Source organism: Serratia sp. CY38905 (assembly GCF_052168875.1).
Classification (GTDB): Bacteria; Pseudomonadota; Gammaproteobacteria; order Enterobacterales; family Enterobacteriaceae; genus Serratia; species Serratia sarumanii.
Window position 1 is genome coordinate 1,285,741 of record NZ_JBJNLV010000001.1, and the last position, 18,471, is coordinate 1,304,211.

The following is an 18,471-nucleotide window of genomic DNA, read 5'->3' on the forward strand; positions in this document are numbered from 1 at the left end:
TCGGCTAAAAACGAGAAAATGCCCGCCGGGGCGCGCGGCGCCGGCGGGCAAACGGCCGCGATCAGGCCGCCAACAGTTCCGGGCTGTCGGCGTGCTGCACGCCCACCGCCGTCGCCGCCGCCACCTGATCGAAGGTGGAGTTGACGCTCAGACCGTAGTCGTCGAGGATGCCGTTCAGCGCAGTTTCCAGCGCGCCGGTATCGCCGGACATCAGGCCGTACACCACCTGGTGCACCACGCCATCGTGGCCCTGCGCCTGCAGGCTGCTGAGGTTCAGGCCGCCGAAGCTGACGTCAGGCACCTGAATGCTGTACGGTGATGTATCGCCACCGCTCAAACCGTCGCCGAACGACAGGGAATCCAGCTGGCCGTACAGGGTATGCGCCGGTTCATTGAACAGCGTGTAGGTCAGGTTGCCACCCGCCACGACCGACGTGACATGGTTGTCCGTACTGGTCACGGCGTATTGGCTACCGGACAACCGGCCGCCGTAGAAGCCACCGCTGTTTGAGCCTTCGACGACATTGCCGTTGGTATGGTTGATATCACCGAATGTCGAAGCCCATTGGCCCAGATAGTCATGAATGCTGTAACCGCCAAAGCTGCTGTCATAGTTAACTGAAAATGCCATTTCTCTATCTCCATTGATGAACGGCGCCCCTTGCGAGGCAGCCCTTGTGCTCAAGGATGAGCAACGCCCTTTTACTGCTTAAAAACGGTATTCCACCCCGCCCTGCACGGTGCGGCCGCGCCCCAGGGTATTGGCCAGCGTCTCCCCATAGCTGACGACGTAGGCGCAGTTGGTCAGGTTCTCCACCGAGCCGCGCAGCGTCAGGCTGTCGGTCAGCTTGTAGCTGGCGTACAGATCGAACAGGGTGTACTTCGGCCAGTCGGCCAGGTACGGATAGTTGGATGGCACCGAGCTGTCCTGATAGCCCGGCGCAAAGCGCACGGTCACCCCGGCGTCCAGCTTGCGATCGAAGGCGCGGCCGCCCAGCGTCACCGAGCCGCGATCGCCCGGCAGGTAGGCGGCGGAGCCGAACTGCGTCCCCCCGTCACACGTGACGAAGTCATTGGAAGCGGCATCCGGCTCAACATAGAAGTTGCCGCGGCGCGATCCGTCGCCGTAGCGCAGACGCCCTCCCAACCAGGCCTTGTTCGAGCAGAACTCGTTTTTGCCGATCATGTGGGTATAGGTCAGGTCGGCGTAGAACACCCCGGCGTCATAGTTGAGCTGGTACTCCAGCCCGCGGAAGCGGGTTTTAGACAGATTGTTGACGTAAGCGGCATTGCCGATGCTCGGCTGCACCAGCCCCGGTTTATTGCGGTCTATCGCCAGGTTGATGTAGTTATCCACTTTGGTGTCGAAGTAGGCCACCTTGGCCACCAACCGATCGCCCTCAAACCACAGATCCGGCTGCTGCACGTTGAACCCGACTTCCCAGGCGCGCGAGCGCTCGGGCTGCAGGAACGGGTTGGGGTATTGCGTGGAAGAACTGTGTGCGCTGCCGTTAGTCAGCGTTTCGGTGATCGCCGGCGGCCGCCAGGATTTGCCGTAGGTGGTATACAGCTCAAGCCACTCCACGCCGGGGCGCACCGCCACCGCCAGCGTCGGCGACAGCTTGCCCTGATCGCGATCCACGTCCCAATCTTCGCGGGTAGTGGTTGAACAGCCGGTCAGACGCAACGCTTTGCAAGGATTGTCAATCGTGTAGCGTTGCCCATCCTTGGCCAAATCCGGATAGCTCAGGCCGGTCTGGCCGCGCAGGCGATAGCGGTCGTAACGCAGCCCGCCCTCCAGCGTCAGCCAGCCGTCGTAGTCGTAGGTCAGGTTGGCGAACAGGCTGCCGACCGAACGGTTGCCGGCCGGCGTCACCCCTTCCATACCCTCACGGGAAGAGTCGCTGGTCGCTTTGTCGTAATAGAACTCCAGCCCGTAGTTGGCGCGGAAGTCATGCCCCGGCGCCAGGCTGAAACGCGAGGTGTTTTGCGCCTGCGCGCCATAGGTGCGCAGGCGGGTGCGCGTCGCGTAGCCGTTGTCCAGCAGCGAGCTGGTGCTGTAGGTGTCGCTGTCGTCCTGAGTATCGACGTAATACAGCTTGGCCTGAAAATCGAGCCAATCGACGCCTTCCGGCGCCAGGCTGTAGTCGAACGCCGCGTTGCGCGCCATCACGTCGCTGTAACCGGTGCGCTTCCAGCCCAGTTCATAAGGCGGCCGGGTGCCCAGGTTGGTCAAGGTGCCGGCGATCGGCGACGCGGTCTGGGTCTGCAGATAGCTCAATTGCAGGCGTTGGTTGGCGGGCAGATTCCAGCCCACCTTGGCCAGCCGCGAGTGCATGCGGTAATTAGTGTCGGGGATTTTGTTGTTCTTGATGCTCTCGGCGTAGCGATCGTAATTGCCGGTGTCGTTATTGATGCGAATGTTGCCGATGTCGCCCTTGTTGCCGGGCCAATAGTCGCCGAGGTGGCGTTCGCTGGCGGCCAGCAGGATATCGCCGGTTTCGTTGCCCAATGCCAGTATGCCGCTGCCGATGAAGTGGGTGCCGTTATCGCCGGTGCTGGCGTGCAGCTTGCCGCCCAGCTCTTTGCCCGGCGCCAGGAAATCGCTCGCGCTGACGGTATTGAAGGTGGCGATGCCGCCGAGCGTGCCGGCGCTGCCCATACCGCCGGTGGTGCCCTTGTCGATGGTTACGCCGGACAGCAGTTCGGAATCGATGTACATGGTGCCGTTACGCTGGCCATGGCCGCTCTTTTGAAAATTCTGCCGCATGCCGTCGATGTTCATGTTCACCCGGCCGTAGTCTTGTATGCCGCGGATGTTGACCGACAGCGCCGGATCTTGCTGGCTGACGCTGGAATAGGCCCCCGTCGTCTGCTCCAGAATATCGGCCGCGTGTCGCGCCGGGCGGTTGTCCATCTGTTCGCGGCTGATGACGCTGACCGAGCGCGGTTCGTCGTAAACCCAATCGTTGGCGTTGATGCCGCCGGCGCCCAGCACCGTCAGGCTATCCAGCGCCAGCGCACCGCCGTCGCCGTTCGCCGTCGGCAGCCGGCTCAATACGATCTGCCCCTGCGGCTGCAGGCGGAAAGCCACCGGATTGCCGCCGATCAAGCGCCGCAGGCCCTGTTCAACGCTCATGCTGCCGTTCAGCGCCGCCGCCTGCATGCCGTCGAGCTTCACCTCGTCGAAAAATACCTGCATGCCGGCCTGCTCGGCGAAGCGCAACATGGCGCTTTGCAGCGGCTGCGCCGCAACGTTGAAATGCTTTTGCTGTGCAGCCTGCGCGCCGTTCGCCTCAGCCTGGGCAGCGAGCGCCACAGCCGGCTGAGTCAACATCATCGCCGCCAGCGCGGCGCGTACCGCCGTGGCCAATCGGCCGGCCGGCGTGGTTCCCTTGTGAATAAACATGCGTGTGTGTTCCACCCGAAAGAATGCCAAACCAAGTGATAATGGAAATCAATCTCGTTTAAACATAAGGACGTTCCGGGAGGCAAAAACCCGTAAAGATTTTTTACAGAAAGTGAAAATAGCGGCGAAACGGGCATCCCGGCCCGCCTGCGCCGCTCAGTAAAGCAGCGTGATGCCGGGGAGATTCAGTTGGCGGGCGGAGAGTTCCTGACGAATGGCGCCGACGCCGTCGTCGAGCTTATTGAGCGCAAACACGCCGCTCACCGTGCGCGCTCTTAGCGCGGGATTGACCGCCACGATGCGGGTCGCGCGATAGCGGTTGAGCTGCGCGAGCGCCTGCGGCAGCGGTTGGCGGTCGATCACCAGCCAGCCGCGCCGCCAGGCGTCATCGCCGGCCGTTTGCCGCGTCAGCTGCAGCTGCCCGTTGCGGTAATGCGCCGCCTGGCGTTGCGCGACCACCAACGAGCGCTCGCCGCGCTCAAGCGTCACCCGCACGCTGTGCTGATGCACGCTGATGTCCACGCCCCGTTCAGTGCGCGCCACGCTGAACTCGGTGCCCAGCGCCTGGGTGACACCGTTTTCCGCCTCCACCCTGAATGGGCGGCTTTCCGCCCCACCTAACGGCGCGACGATAAAATAGGCGGCGCCGCTCAGCAGCCGCACCTTGCGTTCGCCTGCGGAATACGCCAGTGCGATCGCGCTGCCGCTGTCCAGCGCCACCCGGCTGCCGTCCGGCAATGCCACTTCGCGCACCTCGCCGCGAACGGTTTGATAATCCGCCTGCATGCCGATCCACAGATCCGGCCCGCGATAAACGCCGAAGGAAACGGCGATCGCCACCGCCGCCGCCACCGCCCAGCGGGGCCATCGATGGCGAGATGGCGTTTTCAGCGCCGCCACCTGCGGTTGTAACGCCTGCCGCTGCTCTGGCGGCAGCTGCCCCAGCGTCGTCCACAGCAGGCGAGCCTGACGCAGCGCCGCCGGATGCTGCGGATCGGCGGCCAGCCAGGCGTCCAGCGCTCGCCGCCGATCGGCCGGCAGCGCCCCTTCGGCCAGGCTCACGGCCCAGGCGGCCGCCTGCTGTCGCGCCTGTGCGGTTAGCGGTTTCATAATGGCATAGACCTCTGTTTTTTCTGGTTATAGGTTAAGACGTCTGAGCGCGGATAAACCCGTAAAAAAATTGCCATTATTGTTCTTCCATCCGTGCCATCAGCCGCTCGAGCGCGCTGGCCAGGTGTTTTTCCACCGTGCTGAGCGACACGCCCAGCTGCGCCGCCACCTGCGCCTGGGTCAGGCCATCGAGCCGGTTAAGGCGGAAAATCTGCTGCGTGCGCGGCGGCATGTCCGCCAGCGCCTGTTGCAACAGCTGCAGCAATTGGCTATCGATCGCCAGTTGTTCAAGCGCCGGTTCACCGGAGGGATACTGCGCCAGAACGTCGTCTTCGACCGCTTCGGTCTGCCGCCGCTGCTGCTGGCGCAGATGGTCGAGCATCAGGTTTTTGGCGGTTTTGTACAGGTAGGCCTCGATATCGAGAATATTACCCTGCGGATACTGCTCGGTCAGGCGGGTAAAACTTTCCTGCGCCAAGTCCGCAGCCAGCTGAGGGTCGCGCAGTTTGGCGTTCAAATAGGCTTGCAGCGGCCGCATATGGCGCAGAAACAACGCCTGCAACTCGGAATTGGACATCTCTTTTCCCAGAAGTGAAACACCCAATAGGGGCGATAAAAATCACATAAATGATTATCATTATCAATATTGTTCTGGGAAATATGTGCTAAGGCGGGGATAAACGGGAAACCGGCCTGGCGCCGGTTTCCGCTGGGCTGCAGGTCAGAGCTCTAACGCCTCGTCCTCATAGCGATGCTTGGCGTCGAGCGCTTCCTGCTCGGTTTCATGTTCACTGAGCAGCGTATTCGGCTCAATGTCGTCGGTGCGCACTTCAAAACGGCGCAGATGCAGGTTCGGGTCGCCCCGAAACACCTCTACGACGCGGGCGCTCCGTGGATAAGCAGGTTGATCATTTTCGCGCATGCCGTTCTCCCGTGTGTTTCACACAGTAGCAAGTATAGCAGCCGCCCTCATTCCGACACGCGCGAGCCAAGATCGCGATCGCCGGGCACGCCCGCCAGCAGCTCGGTCAGTTCGTCGCAGGCGCAAATGCGGCCTTCACGCACGGTGAAGTGCGCTAGCACCCGCACGCGGCTGCAGGAGCCGTCGCGCTTTTCCACCTCGACCAGATGATGGGTCAGCACCGCCTCGCCCCGCTCCGCCGCCGCGATCACGCTCAGCGTCATGCGCCGGGTTTGCCGCTTCAGCAGCGCCATGTGTTGCTCAAACTGCTCGAAGTTCAGCACCTTGCCATCCACCTGCTGGCGGTAGTCTGCGCTGAAACGGGCGGCGAGCTGCGTTGGCCGGTGCTCCGGGCTGGCGACGACCTGCTGCAGCGTATCGAGTACCAGATCCAGTGGGGTAAGTTGAGTCATCAGGTTTCTCCGAAATAGGGTGAACGGCGATCCTATCCCGACCAGGCGATGGCATAATAACCACATCAAGACTTTTAATAACGTTAAACGGCCAATATGACGCAGATCCGCAGCCAACGCCTTCAGCATGAAAAAAAGCACCTGACGCCCTGGCACCGGCACGAAGGCGGCCAGATCTATCTCTTGACGCGCGGCATGCTGGCAATGGAGCTCCCGGGCCGGCAATGGGCGATCACCGGCGGTACGCTGGGCTGGCTGCCGCCGGGATGCGCCCATCAGGCGCTGGCCTGCGGCGACGTGGCGGGCTGGAGTCTGTATCTGCCGGTGGAAAGCGTGCCGGAGATGCCGCCGCTGCCGCAGCTGTTTACGGCCTCTGCGCTGTTGCAGGCCCTGGTGGAGCGCATCGCGCAGTTCCCCGCCGGCCCGCTAAGCGCGCCGCAACGGCGGCTGCTGCAGGTGCTGCTGGACGAAATGCACGCGGCAAGCAGCGCGCCGTTACAATTGCCGCTGCCGCAGGACGCCAGGTTGCTGAACATCGCCCGGGCGCTGCTGAACGATCCCGCCAGCCCGCGCAGCCAGCGCGACTGGGCCATTTGGGCCGGGCTCAGCCCGCGCACCCTGAGCCGCCGCTTTCTGCAGGAAACCGGCATCAGCTTCGCGCTGTGGCGCCAGCAGGCGCGGGTATTGCGTTCACTGGAGGGATTATCACGCGGCAAAGCGGTCGGCGAGGTGGCCGACGCCTGTGGCTATGACAACGTCAGCGCCTATATCGCCGCCTTTCGTCGCCGCTTCGGCGTCACGCCCGGGGCGTACTTTGCGCCGGCTCGGCAAACGGAATAGGAAAACGGGCGCCCGGCGCCCGAAGAGAAGAAAGGGTTACTTCACCGTCTCACGCGGCAGCACCGCGAGGATTTGTTCCACCACCCGCTGCGGATCGGCGGCGCCATCTATCACGTAATGCGCGGCGTCCTGATACAGCGCTTCGCGCGCCGCCAGCACCTCGAGCATCTCCTCGGCGATCGGCCTGCCGGTGAGCGTCGGGCGCTGCGCATCTTCCGGGTACTCTTCCAACCGCTGCGCCAACACGCTGGCCGGCGCGCGCAGGTAGATAACGGTGCCATGCTGGCGCATAAACTGACGGTTCTCCTCCGCCAGGATCGCCCCGCCGCCGGTGGCAACTATAGTTGACGGCTTGGTCACGGTTTGCAACGCGATGGTCTCGCGGCGGCGGAACCCCAGCCAGCCCTCGCGCTCGACCATTTCCGCCACGCTCATCTGCGCCGCCTGCTGCATAAACAGATCGGTATCGACGAACTGATAGCCCAACGCCAGCGCCAATGCGCTGCCTACCGTGGTCTTGCCGGCTCCGCGAGCGCCTATCATGAACAGGGTTTGTGTCATTACGGGTTGTCCCTTATGCGGTGACTTGAGTGCATTGCATACCAAAATACCGAGCGGGTGCGATGGCGTGGTGGCAGCATCATACCCTGCCCGCTCTGTATTTCAATATTTACGATAGTGTAAATTCCATGGCACAGCGACTGCCTGCGGCAAAGCCGTGCGCCAGATCCTCATCCAGGTGCCGCCGCAGAGCGGCCGTGAGCCGCGCGTCGTCGAGCGGCCGGAATCCCAGCCGCCGGTAGTAAGGCGCATTCCACGGCACCTCAATGAAAGTGGTGAGCGTCAGGCGGCCCGCCCCCTGCCGTTTGGCCTCTTGCGCCACCGCGCCGATCAGGCGACGGCCGACGCCCTGCCGCTGCCAGGTGCCGGCGACCGACAATTCGGCGATGTGCCAATCTTCCCCCTGAGCCTGCACGGCAATAAAACCGGCGCACTCGCCGTTGTCGCTTTCCGCCAGCCATTCACGGTGCTCGGCGATAAATGCGGCATGCTGCTGCGGGGCCATCACCTCGCCTTCGGCGATAAAGCGCCATTCCGGCTGCTGGCGAAACAGCTGCGCCGCCGAACGTTCAACCGCCATCAAGTGCACAATATCCCGCTGCTGCGCCAAACGAATCTGCAGGCTCATGGGTTCTCCTTAACGTTGGGGCGGTTATTTAAGCAAATTTCACCGCCCGTGGCTTAGAAATCGACACTGCCGCGCAGCACCACCTCACGCGGTTCCCCCACCGCCACGCGCAAATTACCGCCGCTGGACGGGTAGTAGGTTTTATCGAACAGGTTCTTCACGTTCAGCTGCCATTTCACCCGATAGCCGTTGATCGGCATAGTGTAAGCGGCGAACGCATCGGCAACGGTGTAATTATCCAGGTAGAAGCTGTTGGCGGCGTCACCCGGACGGCGGCCCACGTAACGCGCGCCGGCGCCGATGCGCACCTCATCGCCGCTGTACAGGCCCGGGCTGCCCAGATTCTGGGTCAGGAACAACGAGGCGGTGTGGCGCGCCACGTTGGTCATCTCTTTCCCCTTGTTGTCCGGATCGTCCACCACCCGCGCGTCGGTATACGCATAGGAACCGATCAGGCTCAGCGAGTCGGTGAGATTGCCGGCCACGTCCAGCTCCACGCCCTGCGAACGCACGCGCCCGGCGGTGCGCGTCACGGTTTCGCCCTCCACCAGCTCACTGACCATCACGTTGCGCTTGGTGATGTCAAACAGCGCCAGCGTGCCGGTAACGCCGTTCGGCAGCGCCAGCTTGCCGCCGACTTCCCACGACTTGCCCTGCTCCGGCGGCAGCGAACCAATTTGGGTGGCGATGGAAGAGTTCGGCTTGAACGACTCGGTATAGCTGCTGTACAGCGACACATAAGGCGTCAGCTTGTAGACCACCCCGGCGCGCGGCACCAGCTTGCTGTCCGAGCTGTCGGTATTGGTCTGGAACGGCCGCCCCTTGCCGGCATAAACGTCGAAAGCGTCGTAACGCAGCCCGCCCATAACCAGCCATTTATCGGTCAGCTGGATGGAATCCTGCATAAACCAGCCGTAGCTGGTGAGGTTTTCCCGCTGGTCGCTGTCTTTGGCGCTGACCGCGGTTGACGGCGGCATCAGGCCGTATACCGGATGATAGATATTGAAATCGCTGTTCTTTTTACCGCGGATCATGTCGCCGCGGTAGGTACGGTTATCTTCAAAATCGAAGCCGAACAGCATCTGGTGGTTGATGCTGCCCCAGTCCACGTCGCCATTGAGCGTCAACTGCACCGCGTTGGCGTGGCTGACGGCGTTGGCGGTCGCGTCGGCCTGGCGGCTCAACACGCCGCTCTCCGGGTTCAGCGCCGTGGCGCGCGCCTGGTTGTCGCTGTAGCTGTTGCGGCTGTAGGCGTAGGTCAGTGAGCTTTTCCAGCGCTCGTTGAGCGTTTGATCGATCTGCAGGGTAACGCTGTCCTGATCGCCGCGGGTGGCGTTATAGGCTTCGTCGAAACGGCGATCGCGCGGCGTATTCACCGGCTTGCCGGTGCGCGAATCGATAATGGTGCCGCGATCGAACGGCACCAGATATTCCATATGTTCATAGGCCAAGCGCACGGTGGTGTTCTCGCCGTACCACATCAACGACGGCGCGATCACCGTCTGGCGATTGCGACCAAAGTTGCGCCAGTAATCGGTTTCATCGTGATCGACGATCATGCGATAGGCGAACCCCGACGTGCCGAGCGGCCCGGTAACGTCAAGCTGGCCGCCGCCGCCGTTGAAGCTGCTGCCCCAGCCTTCCACGTGGGTATGCTGCTGCAGCTGGGGCTTTTTGGTGATCATGTTGATCATCCCGCCCGGCTCGCCCATGCCGTACAGCATCGAGGCCGGCCCCTTGAGCACCTCCACCCGCTCGGTGGTCGGCGTGAAGTTGCGCGCCTGCACCGAGCGCACGCCGTCGCGCAGAATGGAGCCGTCGCGGTTGTCGCCGAAGCCGCGTTTCATGACCGCGTCCTGGGTGCCGCCCAGCGTGTTGGCCTGGGTAATGCCGCTGACGTTGTACAGCGCTTCGTCCAGGCTGCTGACCGCCTGATCGGTAATCACCTGCTGCGGCACCACGTCGATCGCCTGCGGCACGTTCAGCAGGCTGGTTTCGCTGCGGGTGCCGGTGACGCTGGTCAACGGCTGATAGCTCTGCACGCCGTCGGCGTCTTTGCGGCCAATCACCACCAGGCTTTCTTCTTTCGATGCGGCTTTTTCCGCCGCCCACGTCGGCGATGTTGCGCAGGCCGCCAAAGGCAACGCGCACCACCAGCCGCGCTTGTTGTTATTCATTATCTAACTGACTCCAATAGGTCCCTGAAAAAGGTAACGGCAAAAACTGCTGATAAAGCTGTTGGAAGGTCTGCTGCGGGTTAATGTCGGCGAACAGATCCGGGTAAAACGCTTTGGCGAACATCTCGACCAGCACCACGTGATACGGGCTGAGGTAAAAATTGTGCCAGACGCTCCAGGCGCGATGGTTTTTCACCGCCTGCAGGCTGGCCAGCATCGGCTGTTTGGCGATCAGCCGGCGGAAGCTGTCGGCGGCGTCCTGTTGGCTGACCTGCGGCCCGAGGCGCAGATCGGACAGCCGTTTGCCCTGCGGGCCGGCCATGCCGGTGGCGAGGTAAACGTCGGGATTGGCGCTCAGAATGGTTTCCGGGTTCAGTTCGCCATACACCCCTTTGACGCTGGCGTTGGCGATGTTGTCGCCGCCGGCGAAGGTCAGCAGATCGCCGAGATTGCCGTGCGCGGCGGTAGTGCAGCAGGTGTCGCGCCGCCCCAGATGCAGGTGCAGCATCACTTTGGGCTTCGGTCCCTGATAGCCCGCCAGCCGTTGCCGGATCACCGCCATGTGCTGCTGATAAAACGCGATGAACTGCTCGGCGCGCTGCCGGCGATTGAGCACTTCGCCCAGCAGCCGCACGCTCGGCACGGTGTTATTCAGCAAATCGATGCGCAGATCGACGTAGATCACCGCCACGCCGGCCTTGTTCAGCGCGGAAACCAGCAGATCGTTGTCGCCGTCTTCACGCGCGTAGCGCGCCAGGATCACCAGATCCGGCTTCAGCTGCAGCAGGCTTTCGATGTTGACCTGGCGAAAATTATTGCCGCTGATAATGGGGATCGCGGCGATCTGCGGGAATTTCTGCGTATAGAGCTGCCAGCTTTGCGCGTCGAACCGCGCCAGATCCGCCGGCCAGCCGACGATGCGCTGCGCCGGGTTGCCCGGCTCCAGCAGCGCCAGCGTATACAGCATGCGGCTCTCCCCCACCACGATGCGCTGCGGGTTGTCCGGCACCACGACCTGGCGGCCGGTGATATCGGTCACCGTCTTCGCCTGAGCGGAAAACACGCCAAAGCACAGGGAAAGCAGCAGTAAAATGAGGGAATTGCGCATGATTGAACCGACACGGGGAATAGTGTGCGCATGATAATCACTCTCATTAGCACTTGCAATCCTGCGCCGCAATTGCCAAAAGAAATCCGGGAAACGGCGCCGGAGGCGCGCCGAAACACCGCGAAACCGCTGAAAGAGCGGCTTTAAAAAGTTAAAAAAATGGCGGAAAAGTCGGTTAAATAGAACGGAGAAACAGCAAAAAATCGGGAGATCACCATGACTCAACGCATCATTCCGCTGTCGGAGTGCCCGCAGTTTGCCGATGTGTGCGCCGCTTGGGCCTTCGGACAGTGGGGCTCACAGCGCGGCGGAACGCTGGAGCGCACCCAGCTGCGCTTCGCCCAATGCAGCCGGCCGAGCGACGATCACCTGACGTTGATGATGATCGATGGCGATCGCCCGGTGGGCATGGCCAGCCTGTGGCCCAGCGACGATCATCAGCGCCAGGATCTCACCCCGTGGCTGGCCGGCGTTTTCGTGCATCCCGATCACCGCCGCAAGGGCATCGCCCACCGTCTGGAAATGGCCATCGTCGAGGCGGCGCGGCAGCGCCATCACTCGGTCTTACATCTCATCACCGATAAATCGGAAGCGCTGTACGCCGGCTGGGGTTGGCAGCCTCTGGAACGCCGGCGGCAGTATGACGAAGACGTGGTGGTGATGGAGAAAACGCTGTAGCTAACGCGGCGTACAGACATACACCAGCGCCGGCGGGAAGTTGCGCACCACCCGCAGGCGCTTCCAGTGAAAATAGCGCGACAGCAATTTTTCCGACAGGTGACTGTATTGGAACAGCACCAGCGTGCCATTGCGCGCCAGCAGCCGCTGCCGGGCCTGCTGAAGAATGCGCACGCTGATCCTGACCGGGATCGACAGCAGCGGCAGGCAGGAAAACACCACGTCGTAATCCGTGGCCATCCGGGTCGCCGAATGGGCCATCACCTGCAGCCGCCGATCGTCTATTCTACGCAGCCGATGCACGAAATGGGGTTGGATCTCGAAAGCCTCCAGCGCCGCATCGGCGCGCATCCGCCCCAGAATGCGTTTGGTCAGTACGCCGTCCGCCGCGCCCAGCTCCGCGATCGACAACGCCCGGGTCCATTCAATCTGATTCAACATCGCCTGGCACAGCCACGGAGAAGAAGGCGCCAGCGTGCCGACGGTGCGCGGCGAAGCCATAAATTGCTGCAGGTAAGCGAAGTGATTCATCAGTTGCAGCCGGGTCGCATTTAACATTGAGGCCTCCTTGGGTTAAGCCCTCAATGTGAGCCGAATTTCTTAAGTAATCATTAACATGATTCCGAAAGCGGCGGACACAGTTGTAAAAAAATGCAACCTCTGCCGCGGTGGAAAAAGAAAAACGGTCGTAATAATGACCTGAAAATAAGCCGCTATGCCCCGGCTATTCAGATAATTATTACGACCGTTTATTTTATTGACCGCACTGCCGCGGCCAAAGGGTGAAAAAAAACCAACGCTTAGCGATAAATTTCCGCATTGCCGCGCCAGTTGCTGGAATCCCCGGGGGTATCCAGACCGATAATACGGTAATGGCTGGCGCCGTCCGCCGCGGCTTTTTCTTTCAGGGCGGTGATGGCGTCATGCGGTGAGCCGCTAATGCCGGAAACCGACACTACGCCGACGCTTTGCAGATTGGCGGCCTGCTCGCTGTTGACCTGTTTCACCGACGACAGCGGCGCGGCGAAAGTGGAGAAGGAAGCGGCGGCGATCAATACGGCTGCGATGCTTGGGATAAGTTTCATGATTGACTCCAGGTGTTCTTGTTTATTAGCTCGTTGTCAGTGATGTTAATTATCCGCTAGCCAATGAAAACGGACGTCACGCAACGTAAAGAACATCAATCATTGTGAGGAGAATAAGGAGGAAGTGAGAGCGAGTATGTATTTTCAGGCAGGAATGACTTTACAGGCTTCACCTTACCCCTATTTGATGAACAATTAAAGACAGGACGAAAGAAAGAACGCGCGCCGCCGCTATTTAAGATTTTTTACCCGCCGAGGCGCGCTGAGCTACGCTGATTTTGGCGATGTGGGAGAGCATCTCGCGCGGCAGAACGCCGCAGCGGCACGCGGAAGCCTGAAGCAAAAGGGGGCGCTATCGCCCCCGATATCGGTCACTTCAAGGGGTGCGGCAAGGTGAGCACCCAGAGCTCGCTCAGCGACTCCGGCTGCTCCAGCGGGCGCAATTCGATGCGGGCGTCGGTCTTGTCGCCGTCGAGGCTCAGCCGCCCTTCTTTCTCCAGCTGGTAGTCGCCGATTTTCTTGCTCTTTGGCGACGCATCCACCAGCTTGGCCTGCAAGCCGAAATCGTTGTCGTTGATCACCGCCAGCGTGCGATCGTCGATCAGCGCCAACCCTTCGGCTTTCTCCTGGCGCCAGCCCAACTGGCGCAGATCCGCCACTTCCCGTTTCTGCGCCAGCTTCACGCCGCGTTTGGCGAGCTCTTTCGCATCGTCGAACTCCAGCGCTTTCCCCTGGTCGTCAAACGCGCTCAGATCGCTGGCCTGCGCGAGATCCACCAGATAGATCTTGTTGATCATCGTCTTATCTTTATCGCTTCCCTGTTCAATCAACAGGATGCGCTGGTTGTCCAACGCCACCACATCGCCAATCTTGGCGTCTTTGGCTTTTTTATAGCTGTCGATATCGATGGGATAGCCGTACATGGCGGTTTTGCCACTGCGCGGATCGAAGCTCACCAGCCGGATAAACTGCGCCTTGTTTTTGCTTTTGCCCTCGACATCCAGCGTGCTCTGCACCGCCGCCAGAATGCGCCCATCCGGCATTCGGGTCAGCCCCTCAAAACCGCGGTTGGGCTGGCGCCACTTCAGGATGTTCGGTAAACCGCTCGCCACCGCCTGCTCGCCGGCCTGCGGCGTTGGGCCGTATTTGGCGAGAATTTTGCCTTTGCCGTCGACATGGATCAGAAACGGGCCGTACTCGTCACACAGCCAATAGCCGCCGTTGCCGTCACCGATGATGCCTTCGGTATCCAACCCGCGGCGATCGCCGGACAGCGGTTGCAGCGCGTCATTCAACGCCACTTCGTTCGTGGAACCAATCAGCTCGCCCGGCAACGGCAGCCCGCTGATCGGCCCTTTTTCGTCATGCAAGGGCCGCGCATTCTCGGCCACGGCCTTGCCGCCGCCAATACGAATGTCCATCAACAGGGGCACGAATTGCGGATTGGCGAAAATCTTGGCTTCTTGCTTGCCCACCGCAGGGGCATCGGCATTCGGGCCGCGATCGGTCAGCGTCGTCAGCACCAGATCGTCGCCCTGCTTGCTGTTGAACGTCAGCCCTGAGCCGATCCCCACCGGCAGCCCCTGCGGGAAATTCTTGGCGAACGCCCCCTGATAAGCGACGCGTTCCCCGCCGGGAAAGCCGACCACATAACGCGCCACCTCAATGTCGGCAGCGTAGGTGAATACAGGAAACAGTGAAGCCAACAGCAGGGAGAGCGATTTTATTTTCATGATTTTTACCCGAGGTTGAATGAAGCGTTATCAGGCAGAAGAAGATATTAATTTAGCATGACACTTAGATGACAACAGGCCATTCGTCAAATGCACAATCGGTAATAAGGTTGGCTGGCAAATAGAAATTAGCAATTAACCTGAGCGTATTGAATGGGGAAAACCGCTGGAAAAAATCGCCCGAAAATAGCGTGCCATTTCGCTTAGGGTAAATTCTTATGGCAAAGATAAAAAAAACGGCAAACGCGCGCCGGCACGGGAAAAAACGGCGTTTTTCTCATAGACAAAATAAAATGCAGAGGATTTAATACCGCCGTTATTCAAGGTGCATTAAGAAAATTCTATAGAATATCTGCATGAACTGAAAAAGCTGTTCTATAGTTTTTAGTGCTAACGCCCGTTAGTCAATTCCGCAGGATGGAATCTATGTCAAAGCGACTTTTTGCCGAATTTTTTGGCACATTTTGGTTGGTGTTTGGTGGTTGTGGTAGCGCAGTATTAGCAGCGGCATTCCCACAGCTGGGTATTGGTTTCCTCGGCGTCGCGCTCGCTTTCGGTCTGACCGTGGTGACGATGGCCTATGCCGTCGGCCATATTTCCGGCGGGCACTTTAACCCGGCGATCACCGTCGGCTTATTCGCCGGCGGCCGTTTCGCGGCGAAAGACGTGATCCCTTACGTGATCGCTCAGGTGATCGGCGGTATCGCCGCAGCGGCGGTGCTGTATTTGATCGCCAGCGGCAAAGCCGGTTTCGACGCCACCGCAGGCGGTTTCGCCTCCAACGGTTACGGCGAACATTCTCCGGGCGGTTATTCTCTGCAATCAGCTATCGTGATTGAGCTGGTGCTGACCGCCTTCTTCCTGATCGTTATTCATGGCGTGACCGACAAGCGCGCGCCGGCAGGCTTCGCCCCGTTGGCGATCGGCCTGACGCTGACCCTGATCCACCTGATCAGCATCCCGGTGACCAACACCTCCGTCAACCCGGCGCGCAGCACCGGCGTAGCGATCTTCCAGGGCACCTGGGCGCTGCAGCAGCTGTGGGTCTTCTGGCTGGTGCCACTGGTCGGCGGCATTATCGGCGGCCTGATCTACCGCTGCCTGCTGGAAGACAAAAAATAAGCGCATCGCAGCCGATAGCGTTTCGCGGGGCAGCCTTCATCGGCTGCCCCGTTGCTTTCAGCCCTTCGTCACTTCAAACATCATGATATCACTGGTAAAGGTGCCGTCCGGCTGAATGGCGAAATGCGCCGCCACCTCCTGCGACACGCTTTGCTGCAGCGCGCGGATCGCGGTAACGAAATGCGCCGGCGTGCGCATACGCGCCACCCAACTGCCAAACTCCAGCATCAATCGATCCGACGTCACCTCGCGCACCACCAGCCCGGCTTCGGTCAGCAACGTCAGCCACTCGCCCGGCGCATAGTTGCGCACGTGTGAGGTGTCGCGCAGCACTTCCACGGTTTGCAGATAGATATCCAACAGCGGATGCCCCGGCGAGACCACGTCCATAAAGATCGCTCTGCCGCCCGGCTTGAGTACCCGCCTGACCTCACGCAGCGCCTGGCCGACGTCGTGCCAGTGGTGCGCCGAATAGCGGCTGATGACCAGATCGAAGCCGGCGTCCTCAAACGGCAAAGACTCCGCCACGCCCTGCTGCAGCTGAATGTTGTTCAGGCCTTTTTCCGCCGCCGCCTGCTCCACCACCGCCAGCATCTGCGCCGACAGATCGTAGGCCACCACCTGCGCTACCCTGGCCGCCGCCGTGAAGCTGGCATGCCCGGCGCCGCAGCCCAGATCGAGCAAGCGCGCGCCGGCGTGCGGTTCCAGTAACTGTGCAAGGCGCTGCAAATCCTTGCCCTGCGCGTGTACCGCGCTGGTTAAGTAGGCGTTGGCCTGCTCGCCGAACTGCCGGTCTACCGCGTTTTTATGGCTGTTGCTGATGCTCATGTTTGCTCCCGTTATTATCCGGCTTGCGCCTGTGCCTGAAGACTTTCGGCTACTATAATCAGGCTACTATACGGGTACAATATGAGCAGTTATCCTGGTATAAATAGGTACCACGCTATGTCATCAGAAGCCTTATCCGGGCCAAAGGCCCTCGGCGCGTTTCTGCGCGCACACCGCGAACGCATCACGCCGGAAATGCTCGGCCTGCCCAGTTCCTCACGCCGCCGCACCAGCGGCCTGCGGCGCGAAGAGCTGGCGCAAATCAGCGGCATCAGCGCCACCTGGTATACCTGGATCGAACAGGGGCGCGAGGTGTCCATTTCCCCCTTCACGCTGGCGCGCATCGCCAAGGCGCTGCGGCTCGGCCCCGCCGAACGCCACTACCTGTTTACCCTGGCGCGCGTCGCCGACCCCGAGCAGGAAACTCACCGCGAAACCGCCAACGACGCGGTGCTGCAAAGCGTGCACCAGATGACGGTGCCCTGTTACCTGCTGGACGTGACCTGGAACGTCGTCGCCTGGAACCCGCAGGCGGCGGCGCTGTTCAGCGGCTGGCTGGATGTGGCCAACAGCCCCAACCTGCTGCACTTCATGTTCTTCCACCCGCTGGCGAAAACGCTGGTCAGCGATTGGGAAGAACGTGCCCGCCGCGTGGTGGCCGAATTCCGCGCCGAAACCAGCCACCATCAAAACACCGAAGAGATGCGCGCCTTCGTGCGCAGCATGACGCACAACAGCGCGGACTTTAATCACTGGTGGAAACAGCATGACGTGATGGCGCGCGAAGGCGGCGAGCGCGCGTTCGAGCACCCTCAGCAAGGCGCGCTGCGCTATCGCCAGCTCACCTTCCACCCGGCGGAGCACGGCGGCCTGAAGCTGGTGATGCTGATCCCGCTGCCGTAATTGGTAACAAATTCATAGACAGGTTTACCCGTCATTTATTTATTGGTTCATGTAAACGCGCTAGGGTGATTGTTACCGATGACAACGATCATCCAGCACCGTTATTTATCTCCCGAGGTACGCCTATGCAATCCGAAGAACAACGCCTTATCGATGGTCTGTTTGGCCGCCTGAAAGAAGCCGAGACCAAGACGGGCCCACGGGATCTCCAGGCAGAACAGCAAATCAATCAGCATATTCGCGAGCAGCCTTCCGCCCCTTATTACATGGCGCAGGCGATGATCATTCAGGAAGCGGCGCTCAAGCAGATGGACCAGCGGGTCAAAGAGCTGGAAGCCCAGGTTGCGCAGCTGCAGCAAACCGCCAACGGCCAACAGAGCAGCGGCGGTTTCCTGGCCGGCCTGTTCGGCGGCGGCAGCCGCAATACGCCTAGCCCGCGTGAACAGTATCAGGCGCAGCAGCAAAATACGGCGGCCTGGAACAACGCGCAGCAGGGGGGCTACGCGCAGCCGCAGCAGCCAGCCTACGCCCAACCGCAGCAGGCGGCGCCTTCACGCGCCGGCGGCTTCCTGGGAGGCGCCTTGCAAACGGCGGCGGGCGTCGCCGGCGGCGTGGTATTGGCCGACATGCTGACCGGCATGTTCCGCCATTCGCAGCCGCAGGAAATCGTGAACATTATCGAAGAAACCCCGGCGCCGCTGGACGACAGCGCGATGCGCAATTTCGACGCTTCCAACAACCTTGATACCTTCAACAACGGCGACGGCGGCAGCTTCCTGAATCAGGACAACGGCTTCCAGAACGCCAACTACCAGGACGACCAGGACTACGCCGACGACGATTACAACGACGACGACGATTCCTTCCTGTAATGCCTCTCTCCCCCTCTCACCCGCAGAGGGGGGATTTCCCGTT

The 18,471-nt window shown here is 61.1% G+C and carries 19 protein-coding genes; 5 read left to right on the plus strand and 14 right to left on the minus strand.

Features of this window, described 5'->3' with window-relative positions:
- Nucleotides 1-61: 61 nt before the first annotated feature.
- The 6 genes from ACJ8MK_RS06440 to ACJ8MK_RS06465 all read right to left on the minus strand — a co-directional run bounded on the left by ACJ8MK_RS06440 (nucleotide 62) and on the right by ACJ8MK_RS06465 (nucleotide 5,893).
- A complete protein-coding gene (locus ACJ8MK_RS06440; protein WP_033647344.1) occupies nucleotides 62-631 on the minus strand; it encodes a heme acquisition protein HasA in 570 nt (189 codons plus the stop codon).
- Between the two features lie 78 nt (nucleotides 632-709).
- Nucleotides 710-3,409 (minus strand): TonB-dependent hemoglobin/transferrin/lactoferrin family receptor, encoded by a 2,700-nt coding sequence (locus tag ACJ8MK_RS06445; protein WP_442517592.1) that lies wholly within the window; start codon nucleotides 3,407-3,409, stop codon nucleotides 710-712.
- A gap of 156 nt (nucleotides 3,410-3,565) precedes the next feature.
- Entirely contained in the window at nucleotides 3,566-4,519 is a 954-nt protein-coding gene (locus ACJ8MK_RS06450) for a FecR family protein (RefSeq protein WP_060436963.1), read from the minus strand.
- Nucleotides 4,520-4,595: 76 nt separating this feature from the next.
- Nucleotides 4,596-5,096, minus strand: a complete 501-nt coding sequence (locus ACJ8MK_RS06455) for an RNA polymerase sigma factor (RefSeq protein WP_033653296.1) — start codon at nucleotides 5,094-5,096, stop codon at nucleotides 4,596-4,598.
- A gap of 144 nt (nucleotides 5,097-5,240) precedes the next feature.
- Nucleotides 5,241-5,441, minus strand: a complete 201-nt coding sequence (locus ACJ8MK_RS06460; protein ID WP_004940491.1) for a YaiA family protein — start codon at nucleotides 5,439-5,441, stop codon at nucleotides 5,241-5,243.
- A 47-nt stretch (nucleotides 5,442-5,488) separates the two neighbouring features.
- Nucleotides 5,489-5,893 (minus strand): nuclear transport factor 2 family protein, encoded by a 405-nt coding sequence (locus ACJ8MK_RS06465; RefSeq protein ID WP_041033588.1) that lies wholly within the window; start codon nucleotides 5,891-5,893, stop codon nucleotides 5,489-5,491.
- Nucleotides 5,894-5,989: 96 nt separating this feature from the next.
- Here ACJ8MK_RS06465 and ACJ8MK_RS06470 point away from each other — a divergent pair, with 96 nt between their 5' ends.
- Nucleotides 5,990-6,733: a helix-turn-helix domain-containing protein gene (locus tag ACJ8MK_RS06470; RefSeq protein ID WP_197807277.1), complete on the plus strand. Its 744-nt coding sequence runs from the start codon at nucleotides 5,990-5,992 to the stop codon at nucleotides 6,731-6,733.
- A gap of 36 nt (nucleotides 6,734-6,769) precedes the next feature.
- On the opposite strand, the gene aroL is transcribed toward ACJ8MK_RS06470, so the two are convergent.
- The 4 genes from aroL to ACJ8MK_RS06490 form a co-directional block, all read right to left on the minus strand.
- The gene (aroL, locus tag ACJ8MK_RS06475) at nucleotides 6,770-7,294 is read right to left on the minus strand and encodes a shikimate kinase AroL (protein WP_033637260.1); all 525 of its coding nucleotides are present in this window, start codon (nucleotides 7,292-7,294) and stop codon (nucleotides 6,770-6,772) included.
- A 109-nt stretch (nucleotides 7,295-7,403) separates the two neighbouring features.
- Nucleotides 7,404-7,922, minus strand: coding sequence for a GNAT family N-acetyltransferase (locus ACJ8MK_RS06480; protein ID WP_342181891.1), 519 nt, complete (start codon nucleotides 7,920-7,922; stop codon nucleotides 7,404-7,406).
- 53 nt (nucleotides 7,923-7,975) lie between these two features.
- Nucleotides 7,976-10,099 carry a TonB-dependent siderophore receptor gene (locus ACJ8MK_RS06485; protein ID WP_033647355.1) on the minus strand — a complete coding sequence of 708 codons (2,124 nt, stop codon included), beginning with the start codon at nucleotides 10,097-10,099 and terminating at the stop codon, nucleotides 7,976-7,978.
- On the minus strand, nucleotides 10,092-11,207 hold the full coding sequence (locus ACJ8MK_RS06490) for an ABC transporter substrate-binding protein (RefSeq protein WP_033637257.1): 1,116 nt from the start codon (nucleotides 11,205-11,207) through the stop codon (nucleotides 10,092-10,094). Before ACJ8MK_RS06490 ends, ACJ8MK_RS06485 begins: the two co-directional genes overlap by 8 nt.
- 216 nt (nucleotides 11,208-11,423) lie before the next feature.
- Between ACJ8MK_RS06490 and ACJ8MK_RS06495 the strand changes: the two genes are divergently transcribed.
- Entirely contained in the window at nucleotides 11,424-11,885 is a 462-nt protein-coding gene (locus ACJ8MK_RS06495) for a GNAT family N-acetyltransferase (protein WP_033647358.1), read from the plus strand.
- Here ACJ8MK_RS06495 and ACJ8MK_RS06500 read toward each other — a convergent pair whose 3' ends face one another.
- The 3 genes from ACJ8MK_RS06500 to ACJ8MK_RS06510 all read right to left on the minus strand — a co-directional run bounded on the left by ACJ8MK_RS06500 (nucleotide 11,886) and on the right by ACJ8MK_RS06510 (nucleotide 14,703).
- Nucleotides 11,886-12,443 (minus strand): class I SAM-dependent methyltransferase, encoded by a 558-nt coding sequence (locus tag ACJ8MK_RS06500; RefSeq protein ID WP_103829811.1) that lies wholly within the window; start codon nucleotides 12,441-12,443, stop codon nucleotides 11,886-11,888. It lies immediately after the preceding gene.
- A 242-nt stretch (nucleotides 12,444-12,685) separates the two neighbouring features.
- Nucleotides 12,686-12,970 carry a YdgH/BhsA/McbA-like domain containing protein gene (locus tag ACJ8MK_RS06505; RefSeq protein ID WP_033647361.1) on the minus strand — a complete coding sequence of 95 codons (285 nt, stop codon included), beginning with the start codon at nucleotides 12,968-12,970 and terminating at the stop codon, nucleotides 12,686-12,688.
- A 371-nt stretch (nucleotides 12,971-13,341) separates the two neighbouring features.
- Complete coding sequence (locus ACJ8MK_RS06510) at nucleotides 13,342-14,703, minus strand: esterase-like activity of phytase family protein (RefSeq protein WP_086579551.1); 1,362 nt, start codon at nucleotides 14,701-14,703, stop codon at nucleotides 13,342-13,344.
- Nucleotides 14,704-15,129: 426 nt separating this feature from the next.
- Between ACJ8MK_RS06510 and aqpZ the strand changes: the two genes are divergently transcribed.
- Nucleotides 15,130-15,825 carry an aquaporin Z gene (gene aqpZ, locus ACJ8MK_RS06515; RefSeq protein WP_025301712.1) on the plus strand — a complete coding sequence of 232 codons (696 nt, stop codon included), beginning with the start codon at nucleotides 15,130-15,132 and terminating at the stop codon, nucleotides 15,823-15,825.
- Between the two features lie 57 nt (nucleotides 15,826-15,882).
- On the opposite strand, the gene ACJ8MK_RS06520 is transcribed toward aqpZ, so the two are convergent.
- On the minus strand, nucleotides 15,883-16,653 hold the full coding sequence (locus tag ACJ8MK_RS06520; RefSeq protein ID WP_033647366.1) for a class I SAM-dependent methyltransferase: 771 nt from the start codon (nucleotides 16,651-16,653) through the stop codon (nucleotides 15,883-15,885).
- Between the two features lie 117 nt (nucleotides 16,654-16,770).
- Here ACJ8MK_RS06520 and ACJ8MK_RS06525 point away from each other — a divergent pair, with 117 nt between their 5' ends.
- Together ACJ8MK_RS06525 and ACJ8MK_RS06530 are read left to right on the plus strand one after the other, a co-directional pair.
- The gene (locus ACJ8MK_RS06525) at nucleotides 16,771-17,556 is read left to right on the plus strand and encodes a helix-turn-helix transcriptional regulator (RefSeq protein WP_033647368.1); all 786 of its coding nucleotides are present in this window, start codon (nucleotides 16,771-16,773) and stop codon (nucleotides 17,554-17,556) included.
- 125 nt (nucleotides 17,557-17,681) lie between these two features.
- Nucleotides 17,682-18,428, plus strand: coding sequence for a DUF2076 domain-containing protein (locus ACJ8MK_RS06530; protein ID WP_033637249.1), 747 nt, complete (start codon nucleotides 17,682-17,684; stop codon nucleotides 18,426-18,428).
- The last annotated feature ends 43 nt before the right edge of the window (nucleotides 18,429-18,471 follow it).

What these genes read in the sequence shown, in the direction of transcription:
- ACJ8MK_RS06440 (WP_033647344.1), bottom strand. Translation starts at nt 631, where the DNA reads ATGGCATTTTCAGTTAACTATGACAGCAGCTTTGGCGGTTACAGCATT.
- ACJ8MK_RS06445 (WP_442517592.1), bottom strand. Translation starts at nt 3,409, where the DNA reads ATGTTTATTCACAAGGGAACCACGCCGGCCGGCCGATTGGCCACGGCG.
- ACJ8MK_RS06450 (WP_060436963.1), bottom strand. Translation starts at nt 4,519, where the DNA reads ATGAAACCGCTAACCGCACAGGCGCGACAGCAGGCGGCCGCCTGGGCC.
- ACJ8MK_RS06455 (WP_033653296.1), bottom strand. Translation starts at nt 5,096, where the DNA reads ATGTCCAATTCCGAGTTGCAGGCGTTGTTTCTGCGCCATATGCGGCCG.
- ACJ8MK_RS06460 (WP_004940491.1), bottom strand. Translation starts at nt 5,441, where the DNA reads ATGCGCGAAAATGATCAACCTGCTTATCCACGGAGCGCCCGCGTCGTA.
- ACJ8MK_RS06465 (WP_041033588.1), bottom strand. Translation starts at nt 5,893, where the DNA reads ATGACTCAACTTACCCCACTGGATCTGGTACTCGATACGCTGCAGCAG.
- ACJ8MK_RS06470 (WP_197807277.1), top strand. Translation starts at nt 5,990, where the DNA reads ATGACGCAGATCCGCAGCCAACGCCTTCAGCATGAAAAAAAGCACCTG.
- aroL (WP_033637260.1), bottom strand. Translation starts at nt 7,294, where the DNA reads ATGACACAAACCCTGTTCATGATAGGCGCTCGCGGAGCCGGCAAGACC.
- ACJ8MK_RS06480 (WP_342181891.1), bottom strand. Translation starts at nt 7,922, where the DNA reads ATGAGCCTGCAGATTCGTTTGGCGCAGCAGCGGGATATTGTGCACTTG.
- ACJ8MK_RS06485 (WP_033647355.1), bottom strand. Translation starts at nt 10,099, where the DNA reads ATGAATAACAACAAGCGCGGCTGGTGGTGCGCGTTGCCTTTGGCGGCC.
- ACJ8MK_RS06490 (WP_033637257.1), bottom strand. Translation starts at nt 11,207, where the DNA reads ATGCGCAATTCCCTCATTTTACTGCTGCTTTCCCTGTGCTTTGGCGTG.
- ACJ8MK_RS06495 (WP_033647358.1), top strand. Translation starts at nt 11,424, where the DNA reads ATGACTCAACGCATCATTCCGCTGTCGGAGTGCCCGCAGTTTGCCGAT.
- ACJ8MK_RS06500 (WP_103829811.1), bottom strand. Translation starts at nt 12,443, where the DNA reads ATGTTAAATGCGACCCGGCTGCAACTGATGAATCACTTCGCTTACCTG.
- ACJ8MK_RS06505 (WP_033647361.1), bottom strand. Translation starts at nt 12,970, where the DNA reads ATGAAACTTATCCCAAGCATCGCAGCCGTATTGATCGCCGCCGCTTCC.
- ACJ8MK_RS06510 (WP_086579551.1), bottom strand. Translation starts at nt 14,703, where the DNA reads ATGAAAATAAAATCGCTCTCCCTGCTGTTGGCTTCACTGTTTCCTGTA.
- aqpZ (WP_025301712.1), top strand. Translation starts at nt 15,130, where the DNA reads ATGTCAAAGCGACTTTTTGCCGAATTTTTTGGCACATTTTGGTTGGTG.
- ACJ8MK_RS06520 (WP_033647366.1), bottom strand. Translation starts at nt 16,653, where the DNA reads ATGAGCATCAGCAACAGCCATAAAAACGCGGTAGACCGGCAGTTCGGC.
- ACJ8MK_RS06525 (WP_033647368.1), top strand. Translation starts at nt 16,771, where the DNA reads ATGTCATCAGAAGCCTTATCCGGGCCAAAGGCCCTCGGCGCGTTTCTG.
- ACJ8MK_RS06530 (WP_033637249.1), top strand. Translation starts at nt 17,682, where the DNA reads ATGCAATCCGAAGAACAACGCCTTATCGATGGTCTGTTTGGCCGCCTG.